Origin of the sequence: Pseudomonas sp. BN102, assembly GCF_029871245.1 — a bacterium.
Classification (GTDB): domain Bacteria; phylum Pseudomonadota; class Gammaproteobacteria; order Pseudomonadales; family Pseudomonadaceae; genus Metapseudomonas.
Genome location: NZ_SSON01000078.1, coordinates 220,730 through 234,867 on the forward strand (window position 1 = coordinate 220,730; position 14,138 = coordinate 234,867).

At 65.4% G+C, this 14,138-nt stretch carries 11 protein-coding genes; 4 read left to right on the forward strand and 7 right to left on the reverse strand.

The features are described from left to right. Window positions 1-246: 246 nt before the first annotated feature. The gene (locus E8F12_RS26980) at window positions 247-906 is read left to right on the forward strand and encodes a gamma-glutamylcyclotransferase (RefSeq protein ID WP_280328280.1); all 660 of its coding nucleotides are present in this window, start codon (window positions 247-249) and stop codon (window positions 904-906) included. A 136-nt stretch (window positions 907-1,042) separates the two neighbouring features. On the opposite strand, the gene nirD is transcribed toward E8F12_RS26980, so the two are convergent. Then, window positions 1,043-1,411 (reverse strand): nitrite reductase small subunit NirD, encoded by a 369-nt coding sequence (gene nirD / locus E8F12_RS26985; protein ID WP_280328281.1) that lies wholly within the window; start codon window positions 1,409-1,411, stop codon window positions 1,043-1,045. Then, the gene (gene nirB / locus E8F12_RS26990; RefSeq protein WP_280328282.1) at window positions 1,411-3,972 is read right to left on the reverse strand and encodes a nitrite reductase large subunit NirB; all 2,562 of its coding nucleotides are present in this window, start codon (window positions 3,970-3,972) and stop codon (window positions 1,411-1,413) included. The genes nirD and nirB overlap by 1 nt, the downstream gene beginning before the upstream one ends. A 606-nt stretch (window positions 3,973-4,578) precedes the next feature. Here nirB and E8F12_RS26995 point away from each other — a divergent pair. Further along, window positions 4,579-8,706: a sulfite reductase subunit alpha gene (locus E8F12_RS26995; protein ID WP_280328283.1), complete on the forward strand. Its 4,128-nt coding sequence runs from the start codon at window positions 4,579-4,581 to the stop codon at window positions 8,704-8,706. 234 nt (window positions 8,707-8,940) lie between these two features. Here E8F12_RS26995 and E8F12_RS27000 read toward each other — a convergent pair whose 3' ends face one another. After that, on the reverse strand, window positions 8,941-9,555 hold the full coding sequence (locus tag E8F12_RS27000) for an isochorismatase family cysteine hydrolase (RefSeq protein ID WP_280328284.1): 615 nt from the start codon (window positions 9,553-9,555) through the stop codon (window positions 8,941-8,943). Between the two features lie 174 nt (window positions 9,556-9,729). Between E8F12_RS27000 and E8F12_RS27005 the strand changes: the two genes are divergently transcribed. Next, window positions 9,730-9,975 carry a hypothetical protein gene (locus E8F12_RS27005; RefSeq protein WP_280328285.1) on the forward strand — a complete coding sequence of 82 codons (246 nt, stop codon included), beginning with the start codon at window positions 9,730-9,732 and terminating at the stop codon, window positions 9,973-9,975. Between the two features lie 26 nt (window positions 9,976-10,001). Here the strand turns inward: E8F12_RS27005 and E8F12_RS27010 are convergent, their stop codons facing one another. From E8F12_RS27010 to E8F12_RS27025, 4 genes are all read right to left on the reverse strand, one after another. Beyond that, window positions 10,002-10,730, reverse strand: a complete 729-nt coding sequence (locus E8F12_RS27010) for an SAM-dependent methyltransferase (protein WP_280328286.1) — start codon at window positions 10,728-10,730, stop codon at window positions 10,002-10,004. A gap of 141 nt (window positions 10,731-10,871) precedes the next feature. Beyond that, window positions 10,872-11,081 carry a cold-shock protein gene (locus E8F12_RS27015; RefSeq protein ID WP_028626465.1) on the reverse strand — a complete coding sequence of 70 codons (210 nt, stop codon included), beginning with the start codon at window positions 11,079-11,081 and terminating at the stop codon, window positions 10,872-10,874. 260 nt (window positions 11,082-11,341) lie between these two features. Then, window positions 11,342-12,139: a histidinol-phosphatase gene (gene hisN / locus E8F12_RS27020; protein WP_280328287.1), complete on the reverse strand. Its 798-nt coding sequence runs from the start codon at window positions 12,137-12,139 to the stop codon at window positions 11,342-11,344. A gap of 294 nt (window positions 12,140-12,433) precedes the next feature. Further along, a complete protein-coding gene (locus E8F12_RS27025; protein WP_280328288.1) occupies window positions 12,434-12,991 on the reverse strand; it encodes a cysteine hydrolase family protein in 558 nt (185 codons plus the stop codon). Between the two features lie 105 nt (window positions 12,992-13,096). On the opposite strand from E8F12_RS27025, the gene E8F12_RS27030 reads away from it, so the two are divergent. Further along, complete coding sequence (locus tag E8F12_RS27030) at window positions 13,097-14,077, forward strand: GlxA family transcriptional regulator (RefSeq protein WP_280328289.1); 981 nt, start codon at window positions 13,097-13,099, stop codon at window positions 14,075-14,077. Window positions 14,078-14,138: the final 61 nt, after the last annotated feature.

Sequence of the window (14,138 nt, forward strand, 5' to 3'; positions counted from 1 at the left end):
CACCGCACCCGGCGAGGATCGGAGTAGCCTGCGGAGAAATTTGCTTATCGCCATCGGCGATAATTCCATCACAGCTGATTCCTTCTGTTTAGCAAAACTCCATGGCCAACTCTGCCGGTACCCGAGAGGCAGGAAATTTGCGTGGAATTCGACGATCGTCAGTTCGCCAACCGCCCGCTACCTGCTAAAACAAGGAGGCGGGCCGGGGGAGCAGGTCCGTTCCCATCGTCGCAATGCAGTAATCCTATGGCCGGCAGCTACCACGACACGCTCATCGCGCCCTACCCGCCCCAGCTCGAACAGCCGGTGGAACTGACCCGCGCCGAGTTGCTGGCCTCCCTGCAGACCACCATGGGCCGGCACCAGGGCGGGCCGGTCTGGTTGTTCGCCTACGGTTCGTTGATCTGGCGGCCCGAATGCCCGACGGTGGAAACCCGCCGCGCGCGCATCCACGGCTATCACCGCGGGCTCTACCTCTGGTCACAGATCCACCGCGGAACCCCGGAAACCCCTGGTCTGGTGCTCGGCCTCGATCGTGGCGGCTCCTGTGCCGGATTCGCCTACCGGTTGCCGGAGGAGCAACTGCAAGAACACCTCTTCGCCCTCTGGCAACGGGAGATGCCCGACGCGGCCTACCAGCCCAAATGGCTCAACTGCCAACTGGCCGACGGTCCCAAGGTACGGGCCCTGGGTTTCGTGCTGCGGCGCAATATCCCCTGCTACGCCGGCGCCCTGCCGGACCACGTGCTGCGCCAGGTCTTCGACAATGCCAGCGGCCACTACGGCAGCACCCGCGACTATGTGGAAAAGACCGCACGCATCCTGCGCGCCCACGCCATGCCCGACCGCCGGCTGGAAGAAGCCCTGGTGCGTTGCTGCAAGCAGGGTGCGCTGAGTTTCAGCTGAGCGCGCAGGGGGCGCGCTTTCCTTGCCTGATGTGCACCCGCGCGTTCCTGCCGGCCGGGAACAAGGCCTGAGCCGTCGGACTTCACTTGTAGGGGCGAATGAATTCGCCCCTACAGGTTCATCAGCGGACGACAGGTCAGCCCAGGCCGATCTCCACCACATCGCCCTGCAGGCGCACCGGCCAGACCCGCAGCTGCTGCTCGGGGAACTCCAGGCAGGTGCCGTCCTCCAGGCGATAGTGCTGCTTGTACAGCGGCGAGGCGATCACCAGGTCGCCGCCGAGGTGGCCGATGATGCCGCGGCCGATCACGTTGGCCCGAGCCAGCGGATCATGGTTCTGCACTGCGAAGAGCTGCTCGCCGGCCTCCCCCGGCACGTAGAACAGCGCCACCTGGATATTGGTCACCCAGGCCACCACGCCGGAATTGGGCACCAGGTCGGCGCGGTTGCAGACGGCTTGCCAACGGCCCCGGATTTCACTGGGTTGCACGCTTGCTTGGTTCATCAGACCACCTCCTCCACCAAGGGAATAAGCTCGGCTTCGTCCACCCGGAGCGGGCGGATCTGGCCGCGTTCTTCGATGAATCGGATATCCGGATCGCCGCGCCCGTCGTTGACGAAGGTGCGGAAGCGCTTGAGCTTCTCCGGGTCCTGGATGGCGTTCGCCCACTCGCATTCGTAGCGGTCCACCACCAGTTGCATCTGTGCTTCCAGCTCCTCGGCCAGTCCCAGGCTGTCGTCGATGATCACCGCCTTGAGGTAGTCCAGGCCGCCTTCCAGGCTCTCGCGCCAGACCGAGGTCCGCTGCAGCTTGTCGGCGGTGCGGATGTAGAACATCAGGAAGCGGTCGATGTAGCGGATCAGCGTCTCGTCATCCAGGTCGGTGGCGAACAGCTCGGCGTGGCGCGGGCGCATGCCGCCGTTGCCGCAGACGTAGAGGTTCCAGCCCTTCTCGGTGGCGATCACGCCGACGTCCTTGCTTTGCGCCTCGGCGCATTCGCGGGTGCAGCCGCTCACGGCGAACTTCAACTTGTGCGGCGAGCGCAGGCCCTTGTAGCGATGCTCGATGTCCAGGGCCATCTTCACGCTGTCTTGCACGCCGTAGCGGCACCAGGTGCTGCCGACGCAGGATTTCACGGTACGGGTGGATTTGCCGTAGGCGTGGCCGGTCTCGAAACCGGCGGCGATCAGCTCGCCCCAGATGTCCGGCAACTCGTGCAGCTGCGCGCCGAACAGGTCGATGCGCTGGCCGCCGGTGATCTTGGTGTAGAGGTTGTACTTCTTCGCGACTTCACCGATGGCGATCAGGCCTTCCGGGGTGATCTCGCCACCCGGGATGCGCGGCACTACCGAGTAGGTACCGTTCTTCTGCATGTTGGCCATGAAGGTGTCGTTGGTGTCCTGCAGCGGCACCAGCCAGGGGTCCTGGATCGGCCGGTTCCAGCAGGAGGCGAGGATGGAGCCGATGGCCGGCTTGCAGATATCGCACCCCACGTGGCCACGACCGTGCTTGGCCAGCATCTCGTCGAAGGTCTCGATGCCTTCCACGCGGACCAGCGCATAGAGCTCCTGGCGGGTGTAGGCGAAGTGTTCGCAGAGGCTCTTGTCCACCGCCACACCGCGGGCCGAGAGTTCGTGCTCGACCACCTGCTTGAGAAGTGCCGCGCAGCCGCCGCAACCGGTGGCCGCCTTGGTGCAGGCCTTCACGCCGGCGACGTCGGTGCAGCCGCCGTCGATGGACGAGCAGATCGCGCCCTTGCTGACGTTGTGGCAGGAGCAGACGGTGGCGGTGGCCGGCAGCGCGTCGACGCCCAGGGCCGGGGCACCCTCGCCCACCGGCAGGATCAGGCTGGCCGGGTCGGCCGGAAGCGCAATGCCGTTCTGCACGTACTGCAGCAGGGTGTCGTAGTAGCTGTTGTCGCCCACCAGCACGGCGCCCAGGGCCTGCTTGCCGTCCGACGAAACCACCAGCCGGCGGTAGCTGGAGGTGGTTTCGTCGATGAAGCGATAACTGCGGGCGCCCGGCAGCGCACCGTGGGCGTCACCGATGGAGCCCACGTCCACGCCGAGCAGTTTGAGCTTGGTGGACATGTCGGCGCCGATGAAGGTCTCGCCGTCCTTGCCGCAGAGCTGGGCGGCAACGTTGCGGGCCATCTGGTAGCCGGGGGCGACCAGACCGAAGATGCTGCCGTTCCAGGACGCGCATTCGCCGATGGCGAAGATGTCCGGGTCCGAGGTGGCGCACTGGCCGTCGATGGCCACACCACCACGGGCGCCAAGCTCCAGGCCGCACTGGCGGGCCAGCGCGTCCTGCGGGCGGATGCCGGCGGAGAAGACGATCAGGTCGGTTTCGAGGAAGTCTTCGCCGGCGAAGTTCATCCGGTACCGGAATTCGCTGCCGGCGCTGATGGACTGGGTGGCCTTGGACAGGTGCACGCCGACGCCCAGCTCCTCGATCCGCGCCTTGAGGGCCTGGCCGCCCTGGTCGTCCAGCTGCACCGGCATCAGGCGCGGGGCGAACTCCACCACATGGGCATCCAGGCCAAGGGATTTCAGCGCATTGGCCGCTTCCAGGCCGAGCAGGCCACCGCCCACCACCACGCCACGGCGCGCATTGGCCGCCGCCGCGCGGATGGTGTCGAGGTCAGCCAGGGTGCGGTAGACCAGGCGCGAATCGCCTTCGGCGCCCTCGATGGGCGGTACGAAAGGGTAGGAGCCGGTAGCCAGCACCAGCTTGTCGTAGGCCAGGCAGCTCTGGGCGGTGATCACTTCGTGGCGCTCGCGGTCGATCTCCAGTACCGGCACGCCGAGGTGCAGGGTCACGCCGGGACGCTGGTAGAGACTGGCCTCGCCAAGCGCCAGGGACTCCGCATCACGACCGCCAAAGTACTCGGACAGATGTACACGGTCGTAGGCACGCAGCGGTTCTTCGCTGAAGACCTCGATGCGATAGCGGTCCAGCGCGCCGCGTTCGATCAGTTGCTCGACGCAATGATGGCCGACCATGCCATTGCCGATGACGATCAGCGTTTGCACATCAGGAGTGGAAGCGACGTTGGAGTTCATAGGTAGCACCCGGCCCAAGCCAATCACGTTTTCGGGGGCAAAAAAAAACGCCTGGGACTCATCCGTCCCAGGCGCCTTTGCCTGTTCATTCTTGGGTGTCGCCGGGCCACGCTGCCTGACGCACCTGCGAGCCCGGGGGAACGATCGCCATTGATCTGCCGGGCCGCCCTCCGCAGTGTTCGCGGTGGGTCTGGTCCTGCCTATGCAGTGGCTGTGCCAGTTCTGCGAAAGGGTCATTGACGCGCCTCCCCGAGCACCGCCCCGGCGCAGCAGCAGCGCGGCCTGCAGCGATTTGCGCAGATTTCGTTCGCAGTATTCGAAGCCTTCGTGGCGCCTGCCGGCACGAGAACCAAAACGGTGCAACGGCGCCCTTCCCGCCCCATCCTGAAGCCGGCTCGCCACCCCCGGCAACCACCCGAAAAATGCCTGCAAGCGCCGCCGTGCAAAGCCTGGGCGCGATTCAGGGCAACTTGGCATGTGCCTTGCGATAGCACCGGCAAGGCAATCAATGCCGATTGCCCTACCCCACGACAAAGGCGCCGTGTCTCCCCCGTTCCGACGGTGGGTGGCATGGCGCTTTTTCGTTTCCGCTCCAGGGTGTTGGATATGGCCAATAAGACTGTTCGAAGCGTGTGTCCTTATTGCGGTGTCGGCTGTGGCATCGTCATGGAAGTGGCGGACAACCGCGTGGTGAAGGTGACCGGCGACAAGGCCCACCCCACCAACTCCGGTCGCCTCTGCACCAAGGGCAATACCTGTGCCCAGGCCATCGCCGACTCCGGACGCATGGAACACGCCTACCTGCGCCACGAGCGCAGTCGCGACCCGGTGCGCACCGGGATCGACGAGGCCATCCGCGACACCGCCAGCCGCTTGCGCGCGCTGCTCGAGACCCACGGCCCCGACGCCATTTCCTTCTATGTGTCCGGGCAGATGTCCCTGGAAGCCCAGTACCTGGCCAACAAGCTGGCCAAGGGATTCATCCGCACCCGCCATATCGAATCCAACTCGCGCCTGTGCATGGCCAGTGCCGGCAGCGGCTACAAGCTCTCCCTCGGCTCCGACGGCCCGCCCGGCTCCTACCAGGACTTCGACCGTGCCGACCTGTTCCTGGTGACCGGCGCCAACATGGCCGACTGCCACCCGATCCTCTTCCTGCGCATGATGGACAGGGTCAAGGCCGGGGCGAAGCTGATCGTGGTCGACCCGCGCCGAACCGCCACCGCCGACAAGGCCAGCCTCTACCTGCCGATCAAGCCGGGTACCGACCTGGCCCTGCTCAACGGCCTGCTGCACCTGCTGCACAAGAATGGCCACACCGACCCGGCCTTCATCGCGGCCCATACCCAGGGCTGGGAGGCCATGGAGGATTTCCTCGAGGACTACGGCCCGGAGCGCGTCGCCGCCATCACCGGCCTGGCCGTGGCGGACATCCGCAAGGCCGCCCAGTGGATAGGCGAGGCGCCGGGATGGATGAGCTGCTGGACCATGGGCCTGAACCAGAGCACCCACGGCACCTGGAACACCAACGCCCTGTGCAACCTGCACCTGGCCACCGGCGCCATCTGCCGCCCCGGCAGCGGCCCCTTCTCCCTCACCGGCCAGCCCAACGCCATGGGTGGTCGCGAGATGGGCTACATGGGGCCCGGCCTGCCCGGCCAGCGTTCGTTGCTGGTGGAGGCCGACCGACGCTTCATCGAAGCCATGTGGCAGCTGCCCCACGGCAGCCTGCGCCAGGACGGCGGCAACGGCACGGTGGCCATGTTCGAAGACATGGCCAAGGGCAGCATCAAGGCCTGCTGGATCATCTGCACCAATCCGGTAGCGACTGTGCCGAACCGCCGCCAGGCGATCGAGGGCCTGCAGGCCGCCGAACTGGTGATCACCCAGGACGCTTTCCTCGATACCGAGACCAATGGCTACGCCGACATCCTCCTGCCTGGCGCCCTCTGGGCCGAAGCCGAAGGCGTGATGATCAACTCCGAACGCAACCTGACCCTGACCCAGAAAGCGGTGGACGCGCCCGGCGACAGCCTGCCGGACTGGCAGATCATTGCTCGCGTCGCTTGCGCGATGGGCTATGCCGAGGCCTTCGACTACGCCTCGGCTGCCGAGGTGTTCGAAGAGATCAAGCTGGCCTGGAATCCGGCGACCGGCTACGACATCCGCGGCGCCAGCCATGAACTGCTGCGCCAGGGCCCGCTGCAATGGCCCTGCGCGCCGGGCGCCGAGAGCAACGCCCGCAATCCCATTCGCTACCTCAACGACGGCGTCAGCCAGGCGCCGAAGCTCGATGCCGACGGCACCCGCCCGGCCATCGCCTTCGCCACCGCGCACGGCAAGGGCGTGTTCTTCGCCCGTCCGCACATGGACCCGGCGGAATTGCCGGACGACGCCTTCCCCCTGGTGCTCAACACCGGTCGGGTACAGCACCAGTGGCACACCCTGACCAAGACCGGCAAGGTCGCCACGCTGAACAAGCTCAACCCGGGCCCCTTCCTCGAACTGCACCCGATCGATGCGAGCCGCCTCGGCATCCTCGACAAGGGCCAGGTGGAAGTGCGCTCCCGGCGCGGCCGCGCTGTGCTGCCGGCCGTGGTCACCGACCGCGTGCGGCCGGGCAACTGCTTCGCGCCCTTCCACTGGAATGACCTGTATGGCGACGACCTGGCGATCAACGCCGTGACCAGCGACGCCATCGATCCCATTTCGCTGCAGCCGGAATTCAAGTACAGCGCCGTCGCCCTGGCGCCCGTTCCGGCCAGCCCCCAGCTCATCCCCTTGGTAGAAGTCGAGCCGGTCCCGGCCAATGCCGTGGCCGGTTTTCCGGAGGAACTCGCCGACATGCCGATCAACACCTTCGCCCGCCTGCTGAACCTGGACCCCGGCACCGAGTTCTGCCTGGCACCCGCCGAGCAACGCTACCTGCAGGGCTACCTGCTTGGCCTGCGCAGCGTGGAAAGCCGCAAGCAGGGTGGCGTACCCACCTTGCCGTCCAGTGCGCCTCTGGCCGCGGACACCCGCCTGCTGCTGGACGGTCTGCTGGCCGGCCTGTTTTCCCGCAGCTGGGACGTACAGGTCGCTCCGGTACCGGCACCAACACCAGAGAAGCCGCTACTGGTGCTCTGGTGCTCGCAGACTGGCAACGCGGAAAGCTTCGCCAGCCTCTGTGCCGAACAGCTCAAGGCTGACGGTCGTCCCGCCGTGGTGCGCTCCATGGACGCCATCCAGCCCGCTGAACTGGCCGGTGCCGGCACCGCCCTGCTGATCGCCAGCACCTTCGGCGACGGCGACCCGTCCGACAATGGCGCCAGCCTCTGGAACGCCCTGGAAGGTGACGGCGCTCCCTCGCTCGCCGGCCTGGAGTTTGCCGTGCTGGCCATGGGTGACTCCAACTACGATCAGTTCTGCGGTTTCGGCCGCAGGCTCGACGCCCGCCTGGAAGCCCTGGGCGCGCGACGTCTGGCACCACGGGTGGACTGCGAGCCGGAGTATGAAGAGCCGGCACGCGCCTGGCTCGCCGCCGTGCGCAACGCCCTGACCGGCGCTACTGCCCCGCAGCCGGTGGCGGAGCTGGCCGGGGTGGAAGCCGAGGTCGCGGACGAACCGACGCCCGCCTACAGCCGCCAGCAACCGCTGCGCAGCCGTCTGTTGCAGAACCGCGTGCTCAATGCAGCGGGCTCCGACAAGGAAACCCGGCAGATCGTCCTGGATCTCAAGGGCAGCGGCCTGACCTACCAGGCCGGCGACGCCCTGGGCGTCTGGCCGAGCAACTGCCCGGGCCTGGTGGACGAGGTCGTCGCGGCCCTGGGCCTGGATGGCGGCCAGCCGGTCGAGGTCAAGGACCAGGGCAGCATGCCGCTGGCCAGCGCCCTGGGACGGCATTTCGAAATCGCCAAGGTCACTCCGGAACTGCTGCGATTCATCGCCGAACGTTCGCGCAGCCCGGAACTGGCGCGCCTGCTCGAACCGGCGAGCAAGGCCGAGCTGGCCGACTGGCTCTGGGCCAAGCAACTGCCCGACCTGCTGCGTGCCTTCCCCATCCAGGCCAGCGCGGCGGAACTGCTGGCCCTGCTCAAACGCCTGCAGCCGCGCCTCTACTCCATTGCCTCCAGCCCCCTGGCCACCCCGGACGAGGTGCATCTGACCGTATCCACTGTCCGCTACGGCTGCGAAGACCGCGCCCGCGGCGGCGTCTGCTCGGCCTTCCTGGCCGACCGCGCCGAGCAGGGCGAAGTCCCCATCTTCATCCAGAAGTCCGCCCACTTCCGCACGCCGAAGGACCCGGCGCGGCCGATGATCATGGTCGGCCCCGGTACCGGCATCGCCCCCTTCCGCGCCTTCCTCCAGGAACGCCAGGCATCGGGCGCCAAGGGCCGCAACTGGCTCTTCTTCGGCGAGCAACGGCAAGCGTCGGACTTCTACTATCGCGAGGAGCTGGAAACCTGGCTGGCCGACGGCCACTTGCACCGCCTGGACACCGCTTTTTCCCGCGACCAGGCGGAGAAGGTCTACGTACAGCAACGCATGCTCGAACAGGGTGCCGAGCTCTGGCGCTGGCTGCAGGACGGCGCGCACTTCTATGTCTGCGGCGATGCCAGCCGCATGGCCAAGGACGTGGACGCCGCTCTCAAGACGGTGGTGCGCGAACACGGAGGCCTCAGCGCCGGCGATGCCGAGGCCTATGTCAGCGCCATGGCGCGGGACAAGCGTTATGTGCGGGATGTTTATTGAGCGCAAAGTCGGCGGAGTGATCGCCCCCATCCTGCGGACTGCCCCCTCTCCCTTCAGGGAGAGGGCTGGGGAGAGGGGCGTTACCCCGCTCCAAGGCCAAGATGCAAGCTGTAGGGTGGATCACGCTTCATCGATCCACCAGCTCTTGATTTCCCGGCGGCAAGCGGGTTGAAGGGAGCCTCGATGGTGGAAATCCACATCGTGGATTTTCACCCTACGCACTCCAACCGTGCGCTATGAACCGATTGCCGCCAACAACTCGTCGGTGGTGACGATGACATGGGCATAGGTCGGGCCGTTCAGTTCATGGGCGGCGCGCATGGCTTCCGGCGAGAACGCCGCCGTGGCATCGGTCACCAGGGTCACGTGGTAACCCAGCTCCGCGGCAAAGCGGCCGGTGGACTCGATGCAGGTATTGGCCAGCATCCCGACCAGGATCACCCGCTGCACCCCATGCTGCTTGAGCTGGTAGTCGAGGTCCGTATTGGCGAAGCCACTGGCGCCCCAGTGCTCCTGGACCATTACGTCCTGCTCCGTCGGCTGGAAATCCGCGTGCCATTCCCCACCCCAGCTGCCCGCGGCGAACACCTGGGCGCGGCTGGCACCCAGCTGGTAGGGGCTGGGGTGCTTCCAGGTCTTGAAGTCGTTTGGCCGCGCCCGGTGGTGGGGCACGTAGAAGACCTGAATACCCGCCTTGCGCACGGCCGCCAGCACCTTGCGCAGGTTGTCCAGGGTGCCGACGGCTTCCGCCACGGGCTTGGCCAGCCCGTTGAGCTTGCCGCCTTCGCTGAGGAAATCGTTGTACGGGTCCACCAGCAGCAAGCCGGTGCCCTCTCGGGGATAGCTCATGGCACGGTTCTCGATCAGGTCGATGACCTTCGCCAGTGTAGATAGCCCTCACGAGAACGCTGCGAATGGTTGCGAGAAGCGGCGCCTTTGGTCGGTTTCATCGAAAGAGCCGGCCAATCGGGGGGATAGTGGAGCGACAGCCTGAGCGCGAACCCGCCCACGTCGGAGGTCGCCATGAAACAACGCATTTTCCCGGGACACATCGCCTGGAGCGAAGCGTGCATGAATGGTGACCACGCCCTGGCCTTCGTGGCGGTGCGGTCACATGCTGCGGAAGCGCAGGTCGGTTTCCATCTGGTCTATGGCGAGCATCATTTTCCGCGGCTGTCGGAGGCCGTGGCAGCAGCCGAGGACGCACTCGCCAAGCTGGTGCGGATCGACGAGAACGACGCCCCAGTCTTCAGCTCGGGCGCCTGCTGAATTTCCAGGCAACCGAGCCGGCTTACCTATTGATTGAACTGCCCATCATCGCGCTGGAAATGCAGCAGTGAGCCCTTGAACGCCTCGCCATTTCCCAGGATGCAATCCGCGCGGGTCCTGCTCCCCTCGTACTCCAGTTCAGCCATTTCGCGGCAGAATGAAGCGCGGTTGGGCCGGTTGGGGTCGACGATGAACACATCCACCTGGTCGGCGGAATGGCGGTCGATGAAGGCAGCGAGGACTGCCGGCTGGCCGTACTCGTAGATGAGGTCGCTGCCGATGATCAGGTCGAACAGGCCCAGGTCGTCATTGAGAACGCCCCAGTCGGCAGACAGGTACTTGAGCGGACCGAGGTCGTTCAACCGCAGGTTTTCATCGAGGAACTCGGGGCTCAACGGGTGATAGTCGCTGGCGGTGATGTCGCCACCTCGCCGATGCACGACCAGGCTCGCCAGCGCCAGTCCGGCGCCCAGTTCTAGCACGCGTTTCCCGTCGAGATCCATCGTCAGCATGGCCTGCGCCAGCACCTGGCTCGACGGCCAGACCTGCCCGAACAATGGCCAGGTCTCGGGTGAGATTCCCAGGCGTTCCGCCACCAGTTCGGGGTCGTGAAATTGCTGAAGATCGAGCAGCGAGCGGATATGAAAATCCATATCCCCCACCGATATATCCTGATACTTGACCTGATAGCCCGACATGCAGAACTCTCCAGATGTATGGGCGATGCCGCCAGGAGAGCTGCGCTGGATATTCATTGATGAAATATCGACAACGCCAGGGGGCGATGAACAACGAAATATTCCGTGAAAACGATCAATTGAACGGAACTTTCGAAGTTTTCATTGCTGAAAATAAAAAAGCCCCGCTAGGCGGGGCTTTTTTTATCGAATCAAGTCTCAGACTACCTGGACTTTATCCGCTTGCAGACCTTTCTGGCCGCGAACGACTTCGAAAGTCACTTGCTGGCCTTCGCTCAGGCTCTTGAAGCCGGTGCTTTCGATCGAACGGTAGTGAACGAACAGATCAGCGCCTTCTGCCGGGGTGATGAAGCCGAAGCCTTTTTCATCGTTGAACCACTTGACGGTGCCGGATTGACGATTGGACATTTCATATCTCCAAGATAAAACAAAATAATCCTGAATTAATTCAGGGAATTACTGAGTTGCGAAAGCTGTAACGAATCGAGGAGATGAAAGAATATCAATCAGAACATCGAGCCAAGTATCGCAGAGACAATTGCAGAACAGTGGCGCGACTATACGCGGTTCGGCCGGGATGTACAGGTTTATTTTCCCGGCGGAAATTTTTCCGCCGGAATGGGTTTGGCAATCATGCGCTTGGCCGGGAAACCCGGAATCGACCTCTATCAGGCCGGGCTCGCCGGGCCCCGCAGCATGTCGAGGAGCTGCGCATGCAGGCGCGGATCGCCGCAGGCGATGATGTCGCCGCCGTTCTGCGCGTCCCCGCCATCCCAGCGGCTGACCACCCCGCCGGCGCCCTGGATGATCGGCATCAGCGCCTGGATGTCGTAGGGCTTGAGACCCGGGTCCAGCACCACATCCACCAGCCCCAGCGCCAGCATGCAGTAGGCATAGCAATCGCCGCTGTAACGCACCAGCCGCGCCTCGCCGGCCAGGCGCTGGAAGATGTCGCGGTAGGGCCGCTGCTGGAAGTGCTCGGGGCTGGTGACCATCAGGGTGGCCTCGGCCAGCTTGCCGCAGGCACGGGTCTGGATCGGCCGGCCATTGAGTGAAGCAGTTTCCCCATCGCCGATGAAGCGCTCGCGGGTGAAGGGCTGGTCCATCACACCCAGTGCCGGGCGGCTGCCGTCGTTGAGGGCGATCAGGGTGCCCCAGAGCGGGATGCCGCTGATAAAGGAGCGCGTGCCATCCACCGGGTCCAGTACCCAGGTCCAGGGTTCTTCCCCCGCGATGTTTTCCTCTTCTTCGCCGAGGACGCCGTGGCCGGGAAAGCGCTCGCCGATCAGTGCGCGCATGGCGCGCTCGGCACCCTTGTCCGCCAGGGTCACGGGGTCGAAGCGCTCCGCCTCCTTGTTCTCCACCTCCAGCGGCAGGCGAAAGTAGGTCAGGGTGACCCTGGCAGCCGCATCGGCCAGTTCTTCGGCGAACTCCAGGTACTCTGGCGGAAGGGGTCGGTCGTTCATGGGGACTCCAGGGGACAAAGTGATGAGCTAAATTCCAGCATAGGCCAGGGCGACCTGGACACCGAGGCTTCCGGAAAAGTGGCGGGCCAGTTGCCCGCGCTGGGCTTCGCTTCGCTCAACCACGACGAACGGATGAACGCCAGCGGGTCGGCGCTGAACTGTTCCTTGCGGGCAGTAGATCTGCGTGCCGTCTCGTGCCGCCCATCTTGCGCATTTCTTCGGAGTCGGGCCCCTTGCCAGGGGCCCGTAGGTCGAGAAGATTATCGATCGCACTCGACTACATCTGCGGCGGGGTCAACGCCCCTGCTGCTCGAGGTATTCACCAGTGGAAACCACCTTGGCGTAGGCGAAGGCCAGGGCGGACATGAAGGCAGCATGGACCTGCTCGGCGGGGATGGTCCTGCCGTTGAACTCCAGGTCCCGCGTGGCGCAAGCATCATGGATAACGGTGACCTCGTAACCATAGTCCGCCGCCGCGCGAGTGACGCCGTCGACGCACATGTGGCTCATGCTGCCGACCACGGTCACCTTCTCCACGCCGTTGCGGTCGAGGATCTCCTTCAGCTCGGTTTCACGGAAGGAATTGACGAAATGCTTCAGGACCACGGGCTCGCCAGCCGCGTTCAGCACCTTGGGATGGATATGCGCGCCCTCCGAGCCGGGCCGGAAGAAGGGCGCGTCCTGGCTGGTGAACTCGTGACGGATATGCACCACCAGGTCTCCGGCTTCGCGTGCGCCGGCGATGACCTGGGCGGCATTGTCGGCAGCGGCCTCGGCGCCTTGCAGGGTCCAGAGACCGCCGGGGAAGTAATCGTTCTGGATGTCGACGACGATAACGGCTTGCTTGCTCATCTTATTCACCTCGGGTTGTGGGAGTGGAGACATGGGGCCTAAGGTGAACTTCCCAGCGCCGGATCAGTATCGGCGCAACCGACAAATTCGCAGGAAAAACTGACAATGAAGACCATGCTGGAGATCGGTCTCCTGCTCTACCCCGGTGCCCAGCTCGCAGCGGCCCACGGCCTCTCCGACCTGTTCGCGGTGGCCAATCGCATGGCTGGCGAGCATGCCGACGCCAAGCTGCCAATACTGCGCGTGCGCCATTGGACGGCCGGCGAGGACGGCGAAATCCGCTGCACCCACGACAGTCACCCGGACGCCGATAGCCGCCCCACCGTTGTGGTGGCGGTGCCCTGCATCGGCCCCCTGCCCCCGGCCGAGGTGCTGCAACCGCTCGCCAACTGGCTCAGCCTCCAACATGCGGCAGGCGTTACCCTGGGTTCGGTGTGCGCCGGGGCCTTCCTGCTGGCCCAGACCGGACTGCTGGCCGGCCGCCCGCTGACCACGCACTGGAGCCTGGCCAAGGACCTGGGCGAGCGCTACCCGGAGGTGAAGGTGGATGCCGACAAGCTGGTGGTGGACGACGGCGACATCATCACCGCCGGCGGCGTGATGGCTTGGACCGACCTGGGGCTGGCCCTGGTGGACCGCCTGCTGGGGCCGACCATAGCCGCCAACACCGCGCGCTTCCTGGCACTCGACCTCACCCGCCACTCCCAGCAGTACTTCCGCCGCTTCGTCCCCCGGTTCGACCATGGTGACGAGGCCGTGCTCAAGGTCCAGCACTGGCTGCAGCGCCAGGACAATCGCAATGCCAGCCTGCCGGACATGGCCGCCCAGGCGGGACTCGGCGAACGTACCTTCCTGCGCCGCTTCCAGCTGGCCACCGGCCTGCGCCCCACCGAGTACTGCCAGCAACTGCGCGCCGCCAAGGCCCGCGAACTGCTGGAGCTCACCAACCGCTCGGTGGACCAGATCGCCTGGGAAGTGGGCTACCAGGACCCCAGCGCCTTTCGCAAGGTGTTCAACAAGATGGTCGGGCTATCGCCCACCGACTATCGACGGCGGTTTGGGCGTCGCAGTGTGGCAGACGGATGAGTTCTTCGTTGTAGGGGCCGAGCCCGTAGCGCCGTAGCCGGCGGCCAAGGCGCCTGATGCC

Coding starts and splice junctions, on each gene's coding strand:
- E8F12_RS26980 (WP_280328280.1), top strand. CDS start 247: ATGGCCGGCAGCTACCACGACACGCTCATCGCGCCCTACCCGCCCCAG.
- nirD (WP_280328281.1), bottom strand. CDS start 1,411: ATGAACCAAGCAAGCGTGCAACCCAGTGAAATCCGGGGCCGTTGGCAA.
- nirB (WP_280328282.1), bottom strand. CDS start 3,972: ATGAACTCCAACGTCGCTTCCACTCCTGATGTGCAAACGCTGATCGTC.
- E8F12_RS26995 (WP_280328283.1), top strand. CDS start 4,579: ATGGCCAATAAGACTGTTCGAAGCGTGTGTCCTTATTGCGGTGTCGGC.
- E8F12_RS27000 (WP_280328284.1), bottom strand. CDS start 9,555: ATGAGCTATCCCCGAGAGGGCACCGGCTTGCTGCTGGTGGACCCGTAC.
- E8F12_RS27005 (WP_280328285.1), top strand. CDS start 9,730: ATGAAACAACGCATTTTCCCGGGACACATCGCCTGGAGCGAAGCGTGC.
- E8F12_RS27010 (WP_280328286.1), bottom strand. CDS start 10,730: ATGAATATCCAGCGCAGCTCTCCTGGCGGCATCGCCCATACATCTGGA.
- E8F12_RS27015 (WP_028626465.1), bottom strand. CDS start 11,081: ATGTCCAATCGTCAATCCGGCACCGTCAAGTGGTTCAACGATGAAAAA.
- hisN (WP_280328287.1), bottom strand. CDS start 12,139: ATGAACGACCGACCCCTTCCGCCAGAGTACCTGGAGTTCGCCGAAGAA.
- E8F12_RS27025 (WP_280328288.1), bottom strand. CDS start 12,991: ATGAGCAAGCAAGCCGTTATCGTCGTCGACATCCAGAACGATTACTTC.
- E8F12_RS27030 (WP_280328289.1), top strand. CDS start 13,097: ATGAAGACCATGCTGGAGATCGGTCTCCTGCTCTACCCCGGTGCCCAG.